The sequence below is a fragment of the Fannyhessea vaginae DSM 15829 genome (assembly GCF_000159235.2).
Classification (GTDB): domain Bacteria; phylum Actinomycetota; class Coriobacteriia; order Coriobacteriales; family Atopobiaceae; genus Fannyhessea; species Fannyhessea vaginae.
Window position 1 is genome coordinate 330,354 of sequence record NZ_ACGK02000001.1, and the last position, 17,230, is coordinate 347,583.

The following is a 17,230-nucleotide window of genomic DNA, read 5'->3' on the forward strand; positions in this document are numbered from 1 at the left end:
TTGTGGCTAAGACATCGATGATCGTCAAGGCAAACCGTGAGCCGAAGTTTTCATCACGCACACAAAACCGTTGCCAACGTTGTGGACGTCCTCACAGCGTATATCGCAAGTTTGGTTTATGCCGTGTTTGCTTCCGCGAAATGGCTTGTATAGGCGAGCTCCCTGGCGTGCGCAAAGCAAGCTGGTAGGAAGCTCTGGTGTGTAGGCATCTTTGCTACGGGCAAAGTGTGAACCACATGCACAGTTTCATCACGAACGAAGGAGAAGGAATCTATGAAGGTTACCGATCCCATAGCGGACATGTTAACGCGTATTCGTAACGCTAACTCCGCAGGTAAACCTGAGGTCTCTTTACCCTCCAGCAAGGTACTTGCTGAGGTAGCTCGCGTAATCTGCGAGGAAGGGTATATTGAGTCCTTTGAGATTGAAGATAGTAAACCTCAAAAAACTTTACACATTACACTTAAGTATGGAGAAAAACACGCTCGCGTGATTCGCGGTATTCGCCGTATTTCTAAATGCGGTTTGCGTATTTACTCCTCAGCAGATAAACTGCCGCGCGTTCTTGGCGGTCTTGGTACTGCTGTAATCTCAACTTCTAAGGGCATGATGTGCGATCGTGACGCTCGTAAATTGGGCGTTGGCGGCGAGGTCATTGCCTATATTTGGTAATCGTTACTCATCTGGATAGGAGCAGACAATGTCTCGTATTGGTAAGAAGCCTGTCTTGGTTCCAGCCGGTGTAACGGTGACCATTGACGGAACTCACGTTGTTGCTAAGGGCAGCAAAGGCGAGCTTAAGCGCACATTTTCTGAGCTCGTTGTAATTAAAGAAGAGGGTCAAGAGCTTTTAGTTGAGCTCGCTGAGCCAACGGTAGAAGCCAACGCTCAACAAGGTTTAACACGCACCCTGCTTCACAACATGGTAATCGGTGTTTCGGAAGGCTTTGAGAAGCGTCTTGAGCTTGCTGGTGTTGGTTATCGTGCTTCACTTAAAGGTAAAGACTTGGATTTATCTCTGGGTTACTCGCACCCAGTTATTTATCCTTGCCCAGCCGAAATGTCATTTGAGGTTCCTGATAACACTCACATTGTTGTTAAGGGAATTTCTAAGGAGCAAGTTGGTCAAGTTGCTGCTGAAATTCGTTCTAAGCGTCCTCCTGAGCCTTACAAAGGTAAAGGTATTCACTACGAAGGCGAACACATTCGCAGAAAACTTGGTAAGGCTGCTAAGTAGTTTTACTTCACCTAGGAAGTCTGTTACCCCGTTAGGTAGCGGCATGTTGAAGGAGAAAGTATGAACAAGAACCAGGCTAAGCTTGCGGGTCTTAAACGCCGCAAACGCCGTGTTCGTTCCAAGGTATTTGGAACAGCTGAGCGTCCTCGTTTGAGTGTGCATCGTACAAACGCTCATATTTACGCTCAAGTTATTGATGACTGTGACGCTAAGGTAATTTGCGCTGTTTCTACCTTAACCGCAGAAATTAAAAGTCAAGTAAAAGTTGGTTCAAATAAAGAAGCTGCAGAGCTTGTAGGTAAACTTGTTGCTGAGCGTGCATTAAGCGCTGGCGTAAAAGAAGTTACCTTTGATCGTGGTGGACACATTTACCATGGTCGTATTAAGGCTTTGGCAGAAGGTGCCCGCGAAGCGGGTCTGAAGTTCTAGGAGGAATTTGAATGCCACGTGATCGTAAGCGCCAGGATGACTCCGAGCTTCAGGAGCGCGTAGTTTACATCCATCGCGTATCTAAAACTGTAAAAGGTGGACGTCGTATGTCCTTACTTGCACTTGTTGTTGTAGGAGACGGCAAGGGCAATGTAGGTATTGGTATGGGTAAGTCTGCCGAGGTTCCACAAGCAATTCAAAAAGCTGTGGACGATGCAAAAAAGAATATGTTCCATGTGCCTATCACAGAAAATGGTTCAGTTCCTCATGCTGTTAAAGAGCACTATGGTGCTGGTTGTGTATTGATCCAACCTGCTGTACCTGGTACTGGTGTTATTGCTGGAGGTCCTGTTCGTCCTCTGTTTGAAATGGCTGGAATTACCAATGTACTGTCTAAGTCATTGGGTACCGGCAACGCTCTTAACATGATCAAAGCTGCCGCAAAAGGCTTGCAATCTTTGACAAGCCCCGAAGAAGCAGCTGCTCGTCGTGGTATGAGCGTAAAAGAGATGTTTAATGGAAAGGAGGCCTAAGCACCATGGCTGATAAAAAAGTAAGCGTTAAGCTTGTTCGCAGTGCCGTTGCATCTGTGAAAAAAGATCAAACATTGACCTGTCGTGCAATGGGTCTTCGTAAAATTGGTGACGTTTCGGTTCTCCCTGATAACCCAAGCGTCCGTGGAATGATCTTCAAGGTAAAGCACCTTGTTGAGGTTGAAGAGAACTAGGAGCAAGACATATGCAACTCAATGATCTTCGTCCTGCACAAGGTTCCAAGAAATCACGTAAGCGCATTGGTCGCGGAAACTCTTCTGGTTTTGGAACAACTGCTGGCCGTGGTACTAAAGGTCAGCTTTCACGTGCTGGTGGCGGTAAAGGAGCCGGATTTGAAGGTGGACAACAGCCTTTAGCTATGCGTTTGCCTAAGCTCCCCGGTTTTACTAATCACAATCGTGTAGCATACACACCTGTTAATGTTGATCGTCTGAACACCTTGTTTGCTGATGGCGAAACTGTAAACGACGAAACATTAGTACAAAAAGGTGTAATTAAACACACCTATATTCCTGTTAAGGTTTTGGGTAACGGTGAACTTTCTAAGAAACTTACCGTATCTGTTGATAAGGTTTCTGCTTCTGCTAAAGCAAAAATTGAGGCAGCCGGAGGAAAGGTCGAGTAAGCGTGTTTAAGGGCATCTCGAGCGCATTTCGCATCAAGGAGTTAAGAAACAAGATTTTCATTACGGTGGCAATCCTGTTGCTTTATCGTTTTGGCGCATATTTACCTGCACCTGGTGTGCCGTTTGCTCGCATGCTCCAGGCATTTCAAGAGGCTTCCGCTGGTAGTGGTGCAGTAGCTGTACTTAATCTTTTTTCTGGCGGAGCTCTTTCTCGCGTTTCCGTTTTTAGTTTAGGAATTATGCCGTATATCACGGCTCAGATTATTTTGCAGATGTTCCAGGCGGTTATACCTTCACTTGGAGAGCTCGCAAAAGAAGGCGAATCAGGACAGCGTAAGATTACGCAGTATACGCGTTATCTTACGGTTGTTCTGGCGTTGGTAAATGCAATTGGATATTACTTTTTATTCAAGAGTTATGGAATTAGTTTTTCAAACCTTGGTTTTCCTGAATATATCGAAGCATTTATCATCGTAGGAGTCTTGCTTGTTGGCGCTATGATTATTATGTGGCTTGGTGAAGTTATCACGCAACGAGGCGTTGGTAACGGAATGTCACTTATCATCTTCGCAAATATTATGGCTGGTCTTCCTTCTGCACTTACCTCGTCGGTTAATACCTCTACCTTTGGTATGGTAACAACACTTGTTACGCTCCTTGTTATTTTGGCTATTATCCCCATTATTATCTTCATTGAGCGTGGCCAGCGTCGTATTCCTGTTCAATATGCTAAGCGCGTTATGGGAAGACGAATTATGGGTGGTCAGTCTACCTACCTTCCTATTAAGGTTAATACGGCAGGCGTTGTTCCTATTATCTTTGCTTCTGCTTTGTTATATATGCCTGCTCAGGTTGCGGTATTTTTCCCGCGTGTTGATTGGATTCAGGCTTTTGCTAACTCCCTTTCTACGGGCTGGGTAAACTGGGTATTATCAGTTGTACTTATCGTATTTTTTGCCTATTTCTATACTGCTATGGTATTTAACCCCGATGAAACTGCAGACCAGCTAAAAAAAGCAGGTGGATTTGTGCCTGGCGTTCGTCCTGGTGGGGCAACTGCTGCATATATTAAGGATGTGTTAGATCACATTACGTTACCTGGTGCACTGTTTATGGCTGCTATTGCTGTTATTCCTTCTATTATGTTTAGGTTTACGGGAAACACTTTGTTGCAGGCGTTTGGTGGTACTTCGGTGCTTATTATGGTTGGCGTTGCTATGGATACTATTTCTCAGCTTGAAAGCCAACTCAAAATGCACAATTACGAGGGACTTTTCCATTAGAGCTGCTGGGTACTATAGAGTGCATTTCTGAGCACACGGATAAGATTATAAAGCGGAGCATGCGGCTCCGCTTTTTTTGTTGGCTAAGTGCATGATGGCGCTTATTGTTCGAAATTTATAGCCTTTATGCCTGTAATTTATATATTAAGTACACGCCAGTCCCCTATAAGCTGATGGCTAGATTGTACGCTTTTGAAAAATCTCGATCTTCGTGTGTTAAAGCTAAAAAACGTGTTACATTTATCATATCTGTTTAACAATCGAAAGGTGTTGAATCCTATGAATTTAGTACTTCTCGGTGCACCTGGTGCAGGAAAAGGTACACAAGCGCAAAAGCTTGTTGCTGAATTTGGTTTTGTTCATATTTCTACAGGAGACCTACTTAGAAGTGCGGTTTCGGCTCATACAGAATTGGGGAGTCAAGCCGAGTCTTATATGAAGGCGGGAAAGCTTGTACCCGATGAGCTTGTAATTGGTTTGGTTAAAGAACGCCTTTCGCACGACGATGTAGAAAAGGGGTTCTTGCTTGATGGGTTCCCACGCAATTGCGAGCAGGCTCAAGTTTTGGACGCCGAGCTTGCGACGCTTGGTAAAACCCTTGATGGTGCGCTTTATGTTAATGTATCTAAAGATTTAATTGTTAAGCGCTTGAGTTCACGCAGAACTTGCCGAGCATGTGCTTACACAGCTCCTGCTGGTTGTGATGTTTGCCCTGCTTGTGGTGGTCAGATGTATCAACGTGATGACGATAAGCCCGAAACTATCCAAAAGCGCCTTGAAACCTATGAAACCCAAACTGCTCCTTTGGTTGATTATTACAAAGCCCAGTCTAAACTTAAGGAGGTGGACGGAGCCGCTGATCCCAACGAGGTGTTTGCGCGTGTCAAAAAGCTCCTTTCCTTATGATTCATATTAAAAGTCCGCAAGAAATTGAAGAGATGAAGCGTGCAGGAAAGCTTTCCAAGGAAGCTTTGCGCTTTGCAGGAACACTGGTAAAACCTGGTGTTACTACCAAGGAAATTGACAGCGCGGTAGAAAACTTTATTCGCCTTCACGGTGGAATTCCTACGTTTAAGGGCTATTACGGATATCCGGCTTCGCTTTGTTCTTCTATTAACGACCAGATTGTTCATGGCATTCCTTCTCCGAGCACAGTGCTTAAAGAGGGCGACATCATCTCCATTGATACAGGCGCTACCGTTGATGGTTGGGTTGGTGATAACGCTTGGACATTTTATGTAGGTGCAGTAAGCGACGAGGCAAAGGCACTGTGTGAAATTACACGCGACTGTCTTCACGACGCCATTGAACAGGCTCTTCCTGGAAATCATCTGGGCGATATTGGATTTGCTGCACAAAGCTTGGCAGAAAAGCATGGCTATGGTGTTGTGCGTGATTATGTTGGCCACGGCGTTGGACATGACATGCACGAAGATCCCAATGTACCTAATTATGGTAAAAAGGGACGTGGCGTAAGACTACAGGTAGGTATGGTTATTGCTATTGAGCCCATGATTACGCTTGGAGATTATGCAAGCCATACATTGCCCGATGGGTGGGGCGTTGTAACCGATGATGGTCAAATTGCTGCCCACTATGAGAACACGCTCGCTATTACCAAAGATGGCCCCGTTGTTTTAACGGCTGATGATCTTGGTGCCGATTGTATTATGCAAGGCGGCGAGTCTGACTAATTAAGTTGAGTCTTACTACTAAAGTCAGGTCTAACTACAAAGGTTGTAAGCCAAAACAACAAGTGTATGTGCGATTGGAAGTTTAAAAATATTACACAAGAAGAAAGTTTGTAGGTCTTTTGTGTAATTGTGTACAATACGTGTTGCTATTTCCATTCGTGCTGATTTTATGTATGATAAATGATCGCTGTGATTTGTAAGAAGAAAGTAGGTACGGTGAGTAAACAAGACGGAATCGAGCTTGAAGGCACAGTGCTGGAGCCTTTACCAAACGCAATGTTTAATGTAGAGCTCGAAAACGGTAAAACCATTCTCTGTACTATTTCCGGCAAGATACGCATGAATTATATTCGTATTTTGCCTGGCGATAAGGTAACGGTAGAAATATCTCCGTATGACCTCACCAGAGGTCGTATTACCTATCGCTACAAATAACCCCGTTACATCACGGCAGTTGTTTCGCCTGCGGCTGGGCGTTTATAAACAGATGCTTGTATTAAGCGCATCTGTTGCTACCAGTTTATTCGTACTACTGGGAGGAAGTTTAAGATGAAGGTACGCCCTTCGGTAAAGAAGATGTGCGACAAATGCAAAGTCATTCGTCGTCATGGCAAGGTTTACGTGATCTGCGAGAACCCTCGCCACAAGCAGCGTCAGGGCTAAGAGAGGAGCTCGAAGTTGGCACGTATTAACGGTGTCGATCTTCCACGCGACAAGCGTGTAGAAGTCGGTCTAACGTATTTATACGGTGTTGGGCAAACAAGAGCTACTAAAGTTTGTGCCGAGACCGGTATTAATCCAGATACTCGCGTTAAGGATCTTACAGAGGATGAAGTTACCAAGCTTCGTGACTATATCGATGCAAACTTCACCACTGAAGGTGACTTACGACGTGAAGTAAGGCAAAACACTGCTCGCCTGATGGAGATTGGTTGCTATCGCGGCCTTCGCCATCGTAAGGGTCTTCCTGTACGCGGTCAGCGCACCCATACAAACGCTCGTACCCGTAAAGGTAAGAGACGTCAAATTGGTGCTAAGAAGAAGGCCTAGGAGTAGATTATGCCAAAGAAAAATCAAAAGACCCAGCATATTCGTCGCTCTGAGCGTAAGAATATCGCAGTTGGTCAAGCTCATATCAAGAGCACATTTAATAACACAACTATTTCTATTACTGATCCCCAAGGCAACGTTATTGCTTGGCAATCAGGCGGAACTGTTGGCTTTAAAGGCTCTCGTAAGTCAACTCCATTTGCTGCTCAAGTTGCTGCTGAGGCATGTGCAAAGGCTGCTATGGAGCACGGTCTTCATAAAGTAGCAGTATTCGTCAAAGGACCGGGTTCTGGTCGCGAAACCGCAATCCGTTCTCTTCAGGCAGCCGGACTTGAAGTTTCTGGTATTCAGGATAAAACACCTGTACCGCACAACGGTTGCCGTCCATGCAAACGTCGTCGCGTGTAATAAGGAAGGACAGTAACTATGGCAATTGATAGGACCCCTGTCCTCAAGAGATGCCGTCAACTTGAGATTGAACCTGTTGTTATGGGAATTAACAAGAAGTCCAATCGTCAACCAAGACAACGTCGTCGTCAGTTGAGCGAGTATGGTACTCAGCTTCGTGAAAAACAAAAAGCTAAATTTATTTACGGTATTCTTGAGAAACAGTTTCGCGGTTATTACACCAAAGCTATGAAGGCTGAGGGTATTACTGGTGATAACCTTATGAGTTTGTTAGAAACCCGTTTAGATAATGTTGTATTCCGTCTTGGCTTTGCGCGTACTCGTAAAGAGTCTCGTCAAACAATTCGTCACGGACACATTACCGTAAACGGTAAACGTGTAGACATTCCTTCTTATCAGGTAAAGGCTGACGATGTTATTGCTGTTAGCTCTAAAGCAAAAGATTTGCTTCCTATTAAGGAATCTCTTATCGTTTCTGAGCGTATGGCAGTTCCTGCTTGGCTTGAGGTTGATGTAGAAAAGCTTCAAGGTAAAGTTCTTCAAATTCCTGTACGCGATCAAATTGACCTTGATATTGATGCTCAGCTCATCGTTGAGCTCTATTCTAAGTAACCTGATTGGCAGGAGGTATTCATGTCAGAATTCATCCGTCCACAGGTTAGTGTGGTGGATATATCCGAAAACCTTGCTCGAGTCAATGTTGAACCATTGGAGCGTGGCTATGGTGACACATTGGGTAACTCCATGCGTCGTGTGCTGTTATCTTCGCTTGAAGGTGCAGCTGTAGAAGCTATTTCCATTGATGGTGTTCAGCACGAATTTTCAACGGTTGATGGCGTATATGAAGACGTTACCGACATTGTGCTTAACGTAAAAGGCTTGGTATTTCACGCTAACGGTTCAGGTGAAACGGCAGAAGCTTCGATCTCTATCGACGGTCCTTGCACTGTTACCGGTGGAGATTTTAAGATTCCTGCTGAATTTGAGCTTATTAACAAAGATCATGTTATTTGCACGTTGGGCGAAGGCGGCCACTTGGCAATGCGTATGCGCATCGGCGTAGGTCGCGGTTATGTTTCAGGTGACGACAACGAGCGCGATGAAGATCCCATTGGTGTTATTCATGTTGACTCGCTTTACTCTCCTGTTCGTCGCTGTGCAAAGACTGTCGAGCCTTGTCGTGTTGGTCAACACACCAATTATGACCGTCTGATTCTTGAGATCGAAACAAACGGTTCAATAAGTCCTCGTGATGCAGTTATCGAAGCTGCAGACATTATTAACCAACACATGGCAGCGTTCATGGATTTGGCCGAAGACGAAGAAGAGCCACAAGAGGATGTTTCGATTTTCTCTAATGAAGAGGAAGAAGAGAACACCGAGCTTGATAAGCAGATTGAGGATCTTGATTTGTCCGTACGCTCATACAACTGTCTTAAGCGCGCAGGCATCCATAATGTTCGTCAACTTGTAGAATTCTCTGAGAACGATTTACTTAACATTCGCAACTTTGGTGTAAAAAGTATTGAAGAGGTTCGCGACAAGCTTGAGGACGCAGGATTGGGACTTAAGCCTTAAGCCACAATAATGTGCTATTGAGGAGAAACTAGACCATGAGACACAATAAAAAAAGAGGTATGAAGCTTGGTACTGATGCCAGCCATACCAAAGCAATGAAAAGGAGCTTGATTGCGTCCCTGCTTGCGAATGACCGTATTAAGACGCTCGAAGCACGCGCAAAAGCTATTCGTCCTGAGGTAGATAAGGTTATCACTTGGGCAAAGAAGGGTGACGTTCATGCACGTCGTCTGGCTATTGCCAAAGTTGGTGACAAAGAAGTTGTACGTCAGGTATTCGAAAAGGCTGCTCAGGGCCTTTGGGCTGATCGCCAAGGTGGATATACACGTATTATGAAGCTTGGTCCTCGTAAAGGTGACGCTGCAGAAGTTGTTATCATTGAGGTTGTTACCGAAAGTGTTGCCAGTGCAGCTCCTGCAACCAAGGTAGAAAAGGTTGCTAAGCCTGCCAAGGCTCAAGAGGCTGAGAAAGCGCAAGACACCAAAGAATCAGCAGATTCAAAGGATGAGAACGCTCAAGCTTAAGGACAGCGAAAAACTGAGGCATAATGTACGCCTCGCGTTAAAACGCCTTCAAAGACCTCGCTTTTTTGCGAGGTCTTTTTTTGGCTAGACTTTATTTTTCGGTTACTTTTTAATTGGCTTATTTATTCGTATAATCAGATTCGTAATATATGTCTTTTTATATACGAAAGGTTCTTCGGTGGCGCTCTCTTGTTCTCATATTACTTGTAGCTATCAGCACGACAGCGCCTTTGTTTTGCGTGAGCTTTCACTTACCTGTAAATCGGGTATGCGCATAGCACTTGTGGGTTCTAACGGTGCAGGCAAATCAACGCTTGTTAATGTTCTTGCGGGACACGTGCCTTTTCAAGCAGGACATATAACACTTGATGGTTATACAATCGCTCCAAACGAATCGCTTGACGTCCTTACTCGTGCGCGGCTTTGCGGCTTTGTTCATCAAGACCCCTATACGCAGTGCGTAAGCCCGTCTGTTTTTGATACGCTTGCGTTTGGCCCTCTTAATTTAGGACTTTCAGAGCAAGATGTACACGCCCGTGTAAAAGAGGCGCTGGAGTTTGCGCATATTTCGCACCTTGCAGCGCGCATGCTTGATACACTTTCGGGTGGTGAAATGCAGCGTGTAGCGTTTGCAGCTACGCTGGCACTTCATCCGCACTACCTTGTGTTAGACGAAGCGTTTTCGCAGCTTGATCCTATCTCATCGCAACAACTTCATGCAACTATTGAGCGTTTGGTTAGGACAGGGTTTGATGGAGCGCCTTTGGGCGTGATAGAAATAACGCATAATGCGCAAGACCTAACATATGTTGATAAGGTTGCGGTTCTTTATCAGGGAAAAATAGCCGCAGAAGTGAGTCCTTTTGAGTTTTTGTCTAATCCTACGTTGCAAGCATACTCCGATTTTATAGATGAATCGTCTTATATGAGCGTTATGAGCGCACAAGACCCGTTTATATTGGCGGATAATGCATGTGAAGCGCAACTTCTACCCACAGTGGCACACACCGAGCGTACAACGTGCATACAGCCCACAGGAGCGCACAACGAGGGTACACAGCCCACACAGCACCCACAGCCCACACAGCCCACACAGTCCACACAGTCCACACTGTTTGTGTCTAATCTCGTACCGCAACTTTTAGGAGATGCACTGTCTTCTCGTAGTATTCAAAGCGATACTTCGTATAATTTTTCGTTATATGCAGGAGAATTAACGCTTGTTGTAGGCAATTCAGGCTCGGGGAAAACCACTCTTGCACTCAATCTTATTGGAGCATGTAAGCCGCAGCAAGGAAGCATAACGCTTAATGGGCGACCTGTTGCGTTGGGAGATTGCGCTTTTATGTTTCAGCGTGTTGAGGACCAGCTATTTTGTCCAACGGTGCTTGATGAGGTAACTTTTGGCCTAAAAAATCTAGGTGTTTCTTGTAAGGTTGCCATGTGCAGGGCAAAAAAGATGCTTTCGCTGTTGGGTGTTCCTTCAGACACATTTGAGTGCAATCCATATCAGCTGTCTGGTGGTATGCGAAAACGCGTGGGCATAGCCGCTATTTTGGCGTTGGATAAGCCGGTGTATATTTTAGATGAATGCACAAGTGGATTAGACGGTGCGGGTAGGCGCCTTGTGCGGCGCGTAATTCGTATGCTGTTAGATCAGCATAAAAGCGTCATGGTGATTACTCATCATATGAGCGAATGGGAAGAGATTCCTCATAAGATTCTTGTAGTTTGCAACTCGGTAAGTTTGTAAACACAAGGCACAAATACACGCCCTTGCACGTAAGCGGTTTATTCAAAACTTTGAAGAAATGTCGGTTTTGGACATAAAAGACTTTGAAGAAATGTAAATGAAACGAGCAAAACCATGTATATGCAGCGAAAAGCTTACAAGAAATTACTTGAGTGGAAAAACTCATGCGCTGCGCGGTATGCCGCAAGCTGTTGAAGCATATATGAATGGAAAGAATTTTCAAACAATTGATTACATAAAGCGTCAAATTATTGAACTCTATGAAGCTGATTTTAGAAAAATTGATGCGTCAGGTAAACTATCTGCGCTTTTTTTCTTTAAACTATGCACAACATAACACCTATTGACTAAGATATACTGTGTGGTACAATGTATCATACTAACTGCGAATATGCATATACACCAAGCACGTGTGCATCTGTGCTAACACTAAGAACACATGTGCAGAATGCATTTACTAAGAGGCACGAGACCACGCGGTGGGCTTAAAACAGGATGGTTTTGCAATGAATGAGGAATGGGTATCGCAAATCAAACGAGGAACATTGGAATATGTCCTCATGCTTTTAATACTTCAAAAAGATCGCTATGGCTATGACTTAATCCAGACTCTTAATGCCTACCCCATGCTTAAGACCAAGGAAAGCACGATTTATCCGCTGCTCAGAAGATTATTAAAAAACGGTTATCTTGAGTCCTATTGGCAACATGTAGATGAAGGAACTCCTGCTAGAAAGTATTATCGGATAACGCCAGCAGGCACTTTGTATGTAAATCAATTAGATAGTGATTGGAACGTACTTACTCAAAGCATTTCTAAGCTCAAGATGAGCAATACCAATAGTTAGAGGGTGGTCTCGATGAACAAGCAGCTGACCCCACCAAACAAAACAGCACTGTTGCCGACAATTAGAACAGATGATTGCAGGGCGCTCGTTATTACGTAACTTCACTTAAATGATAGCTTAGTTGTCAGTATGCATAGAAAGGCGGACATCATGAATAAAAAACTTGGCAAGCGCCTCGAAAAATACTTGTCGCAGGTAGATCGATATTTAATACATATGCCTGTTTCAGAAAAAACGGACATATTAAGCGAGCTTAAAAGCTCTTTTTACGAGCGTTTGAATAATGGACAGCGTGAGGAAGACATACTTGCCGAAATGGAGCCGGCAAAAGTTGTTGCCTTGAATTACATGGGGGCGTCTATTGTCCAAAATAAAGAATTTTCTCTTTCGCAATTCATGAAGGTATTAGGATTTTATTCGTTCGCCTCGATGCTTTGGATTTCAATTATTCCAACTCTTGCGGTTTTAGCGGTATCATTTAGCTTTGCAAGTGCGATGAGCATTTTGTGTGCCGCATTAGGCTTTATAAAGGGGATTTGGCCAAGCTCTTTGCTTAATGATATGGTGTTTGTATTTTTTGACCATGAAGTTTCGGGTGTGTACGCATTATTAGCAGGATTACTCCTAGCAATAGTTTTTGCCACATTGGCAATGCTGTGTTGGAAAGTAACCGTTAAAATAGTGCAATATCTGCAAGAGAAATCGTGGAGGCTTAAATTTCGGCGCGAGAAGTGCTAAAAGGGGAGAGAGCTGTAACTGCAGCCAAAACGGTTTTGCTTGCAGCAAGGAACGGCCAACAGCAAGCAAAACGGCACTCCTTACAGCACGGCACGACCAACAGCAAGCAAAACGTACATGATGAGATAAACCATGACACAAGACACTACCATAGTTTCTAAACCCTACACAAACGAACATCCTGCTTGTCTTTCGGGTTTTTGGGCATACGTTCGCGCGCCCTGGAGCGATATTCGCTTTATCGTCTGCGTGTCACTTCTATTTTTTGTGCTGCTGTGGTGCATTCACACATGGTATGGTCTTTCGATTTGTGTTGTTCTAGTGTTTATATATGCGTATACATCAAAAATTTTTACGCGGCAAACAACTGTCTTTTTTCTGCCGTTTGTTTGGTTTACGGTGCTATCTCTGCTCTTTAACGGCTTAGTTTTTGGCACTCCCGATATGGTTATACTGGGTAACTTTGGGTTTAGAATATCGGGCATTATACGAACTGCAATGGTTGGAAGCCGTATTTTATGCATGATTATGATTTGCACAAGCATTGCAACACGATTCACGGTTCTTGATGCAGTGATTTGTATACGAAGTTTGCTATCGCCATTCAGACTTTTACATATCCCTGTTGACCATATTGAGCTTATTATGTCTATGACGTTATGTTCTTTTCCTCCCGTTATGCGCGAGGTGCGCATGCTGATGATTTCTCAGCAAATTCGAGGTGTTGCGTTTCATAACGTATCTCTTAAAAAGCGACTGAACGCATGGATAAGTGTCTTTGTACCACTGGTTATTCGTTTTTTTAGGATGTCAGCCTTTCAAGCGTTGTCAATGAAGGAACACGGATATAACGGTCAGGCGCGACGTTTGCCGCAGCCTCTTGCGCGTGGTGCATGGGCATGTAACCTCTGTGTTTTTGTGATCGGCTGTGTCATACTGATGGTGTTCTAACTGCATAAGCAGAGATGTACAAGCGAAAATACGTAAGCGAAAATACGTAAGCGAAAATGCATAAGTGAGGTTTTATGAACGATAAGCATACAGCAGACGCCTCGCGCGAAACGAGTGTCTCATCTGCCATCGAGCGCGCGAGCGATGATGAGCACGCAACATGCACTGCACGCACATCTGAATTTGATCCTTTTGTCGCAACCCTTGTTATACGTTTTGGCTATGTAGGTACTCATTTTTGTGGATATGCAGCTCAAAACGAGTCAGTTCGAAGCGTTGAGGGTTGCCTTACGCGCGCTCTTTCTACATTTTTGAGACGAAACATCACTCTTACCTGTGCAGGGAGAACCGATGCTGGTGTGCACGCACACGCTCAGTATGTGAGTTTTCCAATCACCCAAAGTGAGCTCGGCATGTCTAAGCATAAAATTATGAGCGCACTTAGTGGCTTGTGTCCTGATGATATTTCAATTAGAACGCTTTATCGCGCGCCGCTCGACTTTTCTGCTCGTTTTAGCGCGTGCGAGCGAAGCTACACATACCGCATCGCGCTCGGTCCGCTTAAACCTATTCTTACTCATGAATTTGTATGGTGGGTAAAAAATATTCCTCATGTTTGCATGGATGACATGAACGCGGCGGGGGAGTATCTTGCAGGTGAGCATAATTTCAAAAGTTTTTGTAAAGCCAGCTCTGCGCAACTCTTAGAGGAGCAAGGTTTATCGCTTAACCGCTGCTTAACAAGCATTAAGGTTTCTCGCGATTATATCGTGGGCGAGCAGATTTTGCGCCTGGATATAACGGGTAATGCATTTTTGCATAATATGGTGCGCATTATAACCGCCTCGCTATTAGAAGTGGGCCGAGGCGCGCGCCAACCCGATTGGATCCAAGATGTGTTAAGACAACAAACCAGAACCGCCGCGGCAATGACTGCGCCTGCGCAAGGTCTTACGCTTGAACGCGTGGGCTATCCTGCAGGCTTGCTGGTACCGTGGAGCAATGAATAAAGTTTGGAGCATGCATATACGCGCTGAAGCGCGCGACACAACACAGGAAATAACACACATGCGCAAGACACGCGCTTAACGTCTGTTGCTTTGATATGCAAATATTTTCACATGTTCATTGAATTTTGTATTTGTCTTGTAATTCACGTGCTGTTCACTGCTTCAACACAACTTTATGGCGTAAGTATTCCATACTAGATGTGCAATAAGGGATAGAGCTTGTGTATAGGAGTACGAAATATGGCTCCAAAAGCGCCTAAAATTTCAGTTATCATGCCTGCATACAATGTAGAGGGGTATGTTCAGCGTGCCGTTGAATCTTTGCAGCAGCAAACGCTTACTAACTTTGAGCTGCTGGTTGTAGATGATGGTTCTACCGATAGAACGGGCGCTATTTTAGATGCCCTTGAAATGCGAGACACACGTATTACCGTTTTTCATACGCCCAATGCTGGTGCGCCTGCGGCTCGTAATTTTGCATTGGACAAAGCACGTGGATCATACGTTATGTTTACGGACGCCGATGACTGGGCAGACAATCACATGCTAGAAGATATGTACACCTACGCCGTAAAACATGGTCTTGAGCTGGTAATATCTGGTTTTTATATCGATACGTATTATGGACGCGATAATCAGTTTACAACCGAAATCAAGCATTGCGACACAAAGGTTTTTTCTTCTAGAGATGAATTTAGGCTGTTTGCGTATCGGCTTTTTGATGAAAATCAGCTCTATACGCCGTGGAATAAGCTCTTTTTGCGCGAGCGCATAGAGGCGATACATGCACGTTTTCGTAATACGTTTTGGGATGATTTTCCTTTTGTGCTTGATTATATTCGCGATTGCGAAAAAGTGGGCGTATTGTCACAGCCGTACTATCATTTTATTCGTGCGCGTAAAGAGTCTGAAACTGCGCGTTGGCGTAAAGACATGTACCAAAAGCGCGAAGAAGAGCATGCGTGGATGTGCGATTTATACCAACACTGGAATTTACACGACGAACCTCACGCCTTTGAAATGATTCAAAGACGCTATATCGAGCGGCTTATTGGGTGTATCGAAAATGTTTGCAATCCTGCTTGTACACTTTCGGTGCCTCAAAAGCTGCAGCACATTAAAGATATGATTTCTACTCCACAGGCTCAAAAAGCTGTTATGTTTGCGCATCCTCGTTCTAAAATGATGGAGCTTATGCTTGTTCCTATTAGGCGCAAAAACGCACGTCTTTGCTATCAAGAAGGTAAATTTATTTCGTTTGTTAAACGTCACAATGCACATTTGTTTGCCTTGCTTAAAGCACGGCGATAAGTTATGAGGAGATAGACTATGGCATCGGTTACACTTGCAACAAAACAAGAAATTGCTCATGCACTGCTGGCGGAGAAGGCTGTATTTCTTAACCCTTCGCATCCGTTTACATGGGCAAGTGGAATTATTAGCCCTATTTATTGCGACAATCGTTTAACTTTAAGCTATCCTGCTACCAGAACGCTCGTTGATGAGTCACTTGCCGCGCTGGTTATGCAGCTTTACCCTCAGACAGAGATTCTTATGGGAACTTCTACAGCAGGCATTGCGCACGCGGCAATTGCAGCTGATAGGCTTGGACTTCCTATGGGATATGTTCGTGGTTCTGCCAAAGATCACGGTCGCAAAAACCAAATTGAAGGTCATCTTGAATCCCAGCAAAAATGTGTGGTTATCGAAGATCTTATCTCTACAGGTGGGAGCGTTTTGGATTGTGTTAATCCATTACGCGAGTTTGGTGCCGATGTTTTGGGTATTGTAAGCATATTTACCTATGGCATGCAAAAAGGTGTTGAACGCTTGGCAGCGGCTCATATTACCAACACAAGTTTGTGCGATTTAGATACCTTAGTTAAAGTTGCTGTAGAGGAACACTATATTCAGCCGTCCGACGAAGCTCGTCTTTTGGCGTTTAGAGATAATCCTGCTGATGAGTCGTGGCGCACTGCATAGTGCAGGTAACACAAAGCACGCCTTATTCAAAACATAACGAGCTTGTTGTCGCGCTTTTCATGCTATTTTTTGTTAATTACGTATATATAAGCGCAATATCCCATGATACATGGCAGAATGTAGCCCGGAACGGTCCATATGCTATCCACAAGATGTGCAAGTACCGATAGGATTATGAGCACGGGAAGCATTACCAAAAGGCGTTTTGCTTTTGTGTGAATATACGTTTTGTTATATCTTTCGCAGGATAGCTTATACCAGCTGTAAAGTGCATAACCGCTTATTGCAAGTATATATATCACGTGGAGTAAATCACCGTAAATTGACGCACTCGTAAGAAAAACTAATGGACTTAAATATCCTATCAATAAACGGGAATCAAAACCCTCAATGAGTTTAGTCTTAGTTTTCATAGCATCACCAGGTACCTACAACGGGATTGGGGTATGCAGCGCCCCAATCGGCTTCAATGTATCAGAAAACTTTATGCATAAGATTAAGCCGATATATCAATGAGCGTGATGTCATATAAACTCCTTTTCTATTTTATACAGGAGCAATTTAT

Annotated in this window: 26 protein-coding genes; 25 read left to right on the forward strand and 1 reads right to left on the reverse strand. The window is 44.3% G+C overall.

What is annotated here, in order from left to right:
• Positions 1-2 precede the first annotated feature (2 nt).
• From HMPREF0091_RS01400 to pyrE, 25 genes are all read left to right on the forward strand, one after another.
• Positions 3-188 carry a type Z 30S ribosomal protein S14 gene (locus HMPREF0091_RS01400; protein ID WP_006302391.1) on the forward strand — a complete coding sequence of 62 codons (186 nt, stop codon included), beginning with the start codon at positions 3-5 and terminating at the stop codon, positions 186-188.
• A gap of 85 nt (positions 189-273) precedes the next feature.
• The gene (gene rpsH, locus HMPREF0091_RS01405) at positions 274-672 is read left to right on the forward strand and encodes a 30S ribosomal protein S8 (protein WP_006302392.1); all 399 of its coding nucleotides are present in this window, start codon (positions 274-276) and stop codon (positions 670-672) included.
• Positions 673-700: 28 nt separating this feature from the next.
• Positions 701-1,237: a 50S ribosomal protein L6 gene (gene rplF, locus HMPREF0091_RS01410; protein ID WP_006302393.1), complete on the forward strand. Its 537-nt coding sequence runs from the start codon at positions 701-703 to the stop codon at positions 1,235-1,237.
• A gap of 60 nt (positions 1,238-1,297) precedes the next feature.
• Entirely contained in the window at positions 1,298-1,666 is a 369-nt protein-coding gene (gene rplR / locus HMPREF0091_RS01415) for a 50S ribosomal protein L18 (RefSeq protein ID WP_006302394.1), read from the forward strand.
• 11 nt (positions 1,667-1,677) lie between these two features.
• On the forward strand, positions 1,678-2,199 hold the full coding sequence (rpsE, locus tag HMPREF0091_RS01420; protein WP_006302395.1) for a 30S ribosomal protein S5: 522 nt from the start codon (positions 1,678-1,680) through the stop codon (positions 2,197-2,199).
• Positions 2,200-2,204: 5 nt separating this feature from the next.
• Complete coding sequence (rpmD, locus tag HMPREF0091_RS01425) at positions 2,205-2,393, forward strand: 50S ribosomal protein L30 (RefSeq protein WP_006302396.1); 189 nt, start codon at positions 2,205-2,207, stop codon at positions 2,391-2,393.
• Positions 2,394-2,404: 11 nt separating this feature from the next.
• Positions 2,405-2,845: a 50S ribosomal protein L15 gene (gene rplO / locus HMPREF0091_RS01430; protein ID WP_006302397.1), complete on the forward strand. Its 441-nt coding sequence runs from the start codon at positions 2,405-2,407 to the stop codon at positions 2,843-2,845.
• A 2-nt stretch (positions 2,846-2,847) separates the two neighbouring features.
• A complete protein-coding gene (gene secY, locus HMPREF0091_RS01435; protein WP_006302398.1) occupies positions 2,848-4,128 on the forward strand; it encodes a preprotein translocase subunit SecY in 1,281 nt (426 codons plus the stop codon).
• A 279-nt stretch (positions 4,129-4,407) separates the two neighbouring features.
• Complete coding sequence (locus HMPREF0091_RS01440) at positions 4,408-5,034, forward strand: adenylate kinase (protein ID WP_006302399.1); 627 nt, start codon at positions 4,408-4,410, stop codon at positions 5,032-5,034.
• Positions 5,031-5,822 carry a type I methionyl aminopeptidase gene (map, locus tag HMPREF0091_RS01445; RefSeq protein WP_006302400.1) on the forward strand — a complete coding sequence of 264 codons (792 nt, stop codon included), beginning with the start codon at positions 5,031-5,033 and terminating at the stop codon, positions 5,820-5,822. The genes HMPREF0091_RS01440 and map overlap by 4 nt, the downstream gene beginning before the upstream one ends.
• 216 nt (positions 5,823-6,038) lie before the next feature.
• The gene (gene infA, locus HMPREF0091_RS01450) at positions 6,039-6,257 is read left to right on the forward strand and encodes a translation initiation factor IF-1 (RefSeq protein ID WP_010241555.1); all 219 of its coding nucleotides are present in this window, start codon (positions 6,039-6,041) and stop codon (positions 6,255-6,257) included.
• 114 nt (positions 6,258-6,371) lie between these two features.
• Positions 6,372-6,485 carry a 50S ribosomal protein L36 gene (rpmJ, locus tag HMPREF0091_RS06160; protein WP_002563183.1) on the forward strand — a complete coding sequence of 38 codons (114 nt, stop codon included), beginning with the start codon at positions 6,372-6,374 and terminating at the stop codon, positions 6,483-6,485.
• Positions 6,486-6,500: 15 nt separating this feature from the next.
• Positions 6,501-6,872, forward strand: a complete 372-nt coding sequence (rpsM, locus tag HMPREF0091_RS01455; RefSeq protein WP_006302402.1) for a 30S ribosomal protein S13 — start codon at positions 6,501-6,503, stop codon at positions 6,870-6,872.
• A 9-nt stretch (positions 6,873-6,881) separates the two neighbouring features.
• Positions 6,882-7,280: a 30S ribosomal protein S11 gene (gene rpsK / locus HMPREF0091_RS01460; protein WP_006302403.1), complete on the forward strand. Its 399-nt coding sequence runs from the start codon at positions 6,882-6,884 to the stop codon at positions 7,278-7,280.
• Between the two features lie 18 nt (positions 7,281-7,298).
• Positions 7,299-7,892 (forward strand): 30S ribosomal protein S4, encoded by a 594-nt coding sequence (gene rpsD / locus HMPREF0091_RS01465; RefSeq protein ID WP_006302404.1) that lies wholly within the window; start codon positions 7,299-7,301, stop codon positions 7,890-7,892.
• Between the two features lie 21 nt (positions 7,893-7,913).
• Positions 7,914-8,858: a DNA-directed RNA polymerase subunit alpha gene (locus tag HMPREF0091_RS01470; protein WP_006302405.1), complete on the forward strand. Its 945-nt coding sequence runs from the start codon at positions 7,914-7,916 to the stop codon at positions 8,856-8,858.
• 35 nt (positions 8,859-8,893) lie between these two features.
• Positions 8,894-9,382 carry a 50S ribosomal protein L17 gene (rplQ, locus tag HMPREF0091_RS01475; RefSeq protein ID WP_006302406.1) on the forward strand — a complete coding sequence of 163 codons (489 nt, stop codon included), beginning with the start codon at positions 8,894-8,896 and terminating at the stop codon, positions 9,380-9,382.
• A 178-nt stretch (positions 9,383-9,560) separates the two neighbouring features.
• On the forward strand, positions 9,561-11,135 hold the full coding sequence (locus HMPREF0091_RS01480) for an ABC transporter ATP-binding protein (RefSeq protein ID WP_006302407.1): 1,575 nt from the start codon (positions 9,561-9,563) through the stop codon (positions 11,133-11,135).
• Positions 11,136-11,283: 148 nt separating this feature from the next.
• A complete protein-coding gene (locus tag HMPREF0091_RS01485) occupies positions 11,284-11,472 on the forward strand; it encodes an ATPase (protein WP_235728145.1) in 189 nt (62 codons plus the stop codon).
• Positions 11,473-11,641: 169 nt separating this feature from the next.
• Positions 11,642-11,983, forward strand: a complete 342-nt coding sequence (locus HMPREF0091_RS01490; RefSeq protein ID WP_010241574.1) for a PadR family transcriptional regulator — start codon at positions 11,642-11,644, stop codon at positions 11,981-11,983.
• A 150-nt stretch (positions 11,984-12,133) separates the two neighbouring features.
• On the forward strand, positions 12,134-12,721 hold the full coding sequence (locus HMPREF0091_RS01495) for an HAAS signaling domain-containing protein (protein WP_010241577.1): 588 nt from the start codon (positions 12,134-12,136) through the stop codon (positions 12,719-12,721).
• A 132-nt stretch (positions 12,722-12,853) separates the two neighbouring features.
• On the forward strand, positions 12,854-13,672 hold the full coding sequence (locus HMPREF0091_RS01500) for an energy-coupling factor transporter transmembrane component T (protein ID WP_006302412.1): 819 nt from the start codon (positions 12,854-12,856) through the stop codon (positions 13,670-13,672).
• Between the two features lie 74 nt (positions 13,673-13,746).
• On the forward strand, positions 13,747-14,682 hold the full coding sequence (gene truA / locus HMPREF0091_RS01505) for a tRNA pseudouridine(38-40) synthase TruA (protein WP_006302413.1): 936 nt from the start codon (positions 13,747-13,749) through the stop codon (positions 14,680-14,682).
• 240 nt (positions 14,683-14,922) lie between these two features.
• Positions 14,923-15,993 (forward strand): glycosyltransferase family 2 protein, encoded by a 1,071-nt coding sequence (locus HMPREF0091_RS01510; protein ID WP_006302415.1) that lies wholly within the window; start codon positions 14,923-14,925, stop codon positions 15,991-15,993.
• Between the two features lie 18 nt (positions 15,994-16,011).
• The gene (pyrE, locus tag HMPREF0091_RS01515) at positions 16,012-16,665 is read left to right on the forward strand and encodes an orotate phosphoribosyltransferase (RefSeq protein WP_006302416.1); all 654 of its coding nucleotides are present in this window, start codon (positions 16,012-16,014) and stop codon (positions 16,663-16,665) included.
• A 62-nt stretch (positions 16,666-16,727) separates the two neighbouring features.
• On the opposite strand, the gene HMPREF0091_RS01520 is transcribed toward pyrE, so the two are convergent.
• Positions 16,728-17,078 carry a hypothetical protein gene (locus HMPREF0091_RS01520; RefSeq protein ID WP_006302417.1) on the reverse strand — a complete coding sequence of 117 codons (351 nt, stop codon included), beginning with the start codon at positions 17,076-17,078 and terminating at the stop codon, positions 16,728-16,730.
• Between the last annotated feature and the right edge of the window lie 152 nt (positions 17,079-17,230).

What these genes read in the sequence shown, in the direction of transcription:
- rpsH (WP_006302392.1), top strand. Translation starts at nt 274, where the DNA reads ATGAAGGTTACCGATCCCATAGCGGACATGTTAACGCGTATTCGTAAC.
- rplF (WP_006302393.1), top strand. Translation starts at nt 701, where the DNA reads ATGTCTCGTATTGGTAAGAAGCCTGTCTTGGTTCCAGCCGGTGTAACG.
- rplR (WP_006302394.1), top strand. Translation starts at nt 1,298, where the DNA reads ATGAACAAGAACCAGGCTAAGCTTGCGGGTCTTAAACGCCGCAAACGC.
- rpsE (WP_006302395.1), top strand. Translation starts at nt 1,678, where the DNA reads ATGCCACGTGATCGTAAGCGCCAGGATGACTCCGAGCTTCAGGAGCGC.
- rpmD (WP_006302396.1), top strand. Translation starts at nt 2,205, where the DNA reads ATGGCTGATAAAAAAGTAAGCGTTAAGCTTGTTCGCAGTGCCGTTGCA.
- rplO (WP_006302397.1), top strand. Translation starts at nt 2,405, where the DNA reads ATGCAACTCAATGATCTTCGTCCTGCACAAGGTTCCAAGAAATCACGT.
- HMPREF0091_RS01440 (WP_006302399.1), top strand. Translation starts at nt 4,408, where the DNA reads ATGAATTTAGTACTTCTCGGTGCACCTGGTGCAGGAAAAGGTACACAA.
- map (WP_006302400.1), top strand. Translation starts at nt 5,031, where the DNA reads ATGATTCATATTAAAAGTCCGCAAGAAATTGAAGAGATGAAGCGTGCA.
- rpmJ (WP_002563183.1), top strand. Translation starts at nt 6,372, where the DNA reads ATGAAGGTACGCCCTTCGGTAAAGAAGATGTGCGACAAATGCAAAGTC.
- rpsK (WP_006302403.1), top strand. Translation starts at nt 6,882, where the DNA reads ATGCCAAAGAAAAATCAAAAGACCCAGCATATTCGTCGCTCTGAGCGT.
- rpsD (WP_006302404.1), top strand. Translation starts at nt 7,299, where the DNA reads ATGGCAATTGATAGGACCCCTGTCCTCAAGAGATGCCGTCAACTTGAG.
- HMPREF0091_RS01470 (WP_006302405.1), top strand. Translation starts at nt 7,914, where the DNA reads ATGTCAGAATTCATCCGTCCACAGGTTAGTGTGGTGGATATATCCGAA.
- rplQ (WP_006302406.1), top strand. Translation starts at nt 8,894, where the DNA reads ATGAGACACAATAAAAAAAGAGGTATGAAGCTTGGTACTGATGCCAGC.
- HMPREF0091_RS01490 (WP_010241574.1), top strand. Translation starts at nt 11,642, where the DNA reads ATGAATGAGGAATGGGTATCGCAAATCAAACGAGGAACATTGGAATAT.
- HMPREF0091_RS01495 (WP_010241577.1), top strand. Translation starts at nt 12,134, where the DNA reads ATGAATAAAAAACTTGGCAAGCGCCTCGAAAAATACTTGTCGCAGGTA.
- HMPREF0091_RS01500 (WP_006302412.1), top strand. Translation starts at nt 12,854, where the DNA reads ATGACACAAGACACTACCATAGTTTCTAAACCCTACACAAACGAACAT.
- truA (WP_006302413.1), top strand. Translation starts at nt 13,747, where the DNA reads ATGAACGATAAGCATACAGCAGACGCCTCGCGCGAAACGAGTGTCTCA.
- HMPREF0091_RS01510 (WP_006302415.1), top strand. Translation starts at nt 14,923, where the DNA reads ATGGCTCCAAAAGCGCCTAAAATTTCAGTTATCATGCCTGCATACAAT.
- pyrE (WP_006302416.1), top strand. Translation starts at nt 16,012, where the DNA reads ATGGCATCGGTTACACTTGCAACAAAACAAGAAATTGCTCATGCACTG.
- HMPREF0091_RS01520 (WP_006302417.1), bottom strand. Translation starts at nt 17,078, where the DNA reads ATGAAAACTAAGACTAAACTCATTGAGGGTTTTGATTCCCGTTTATTG.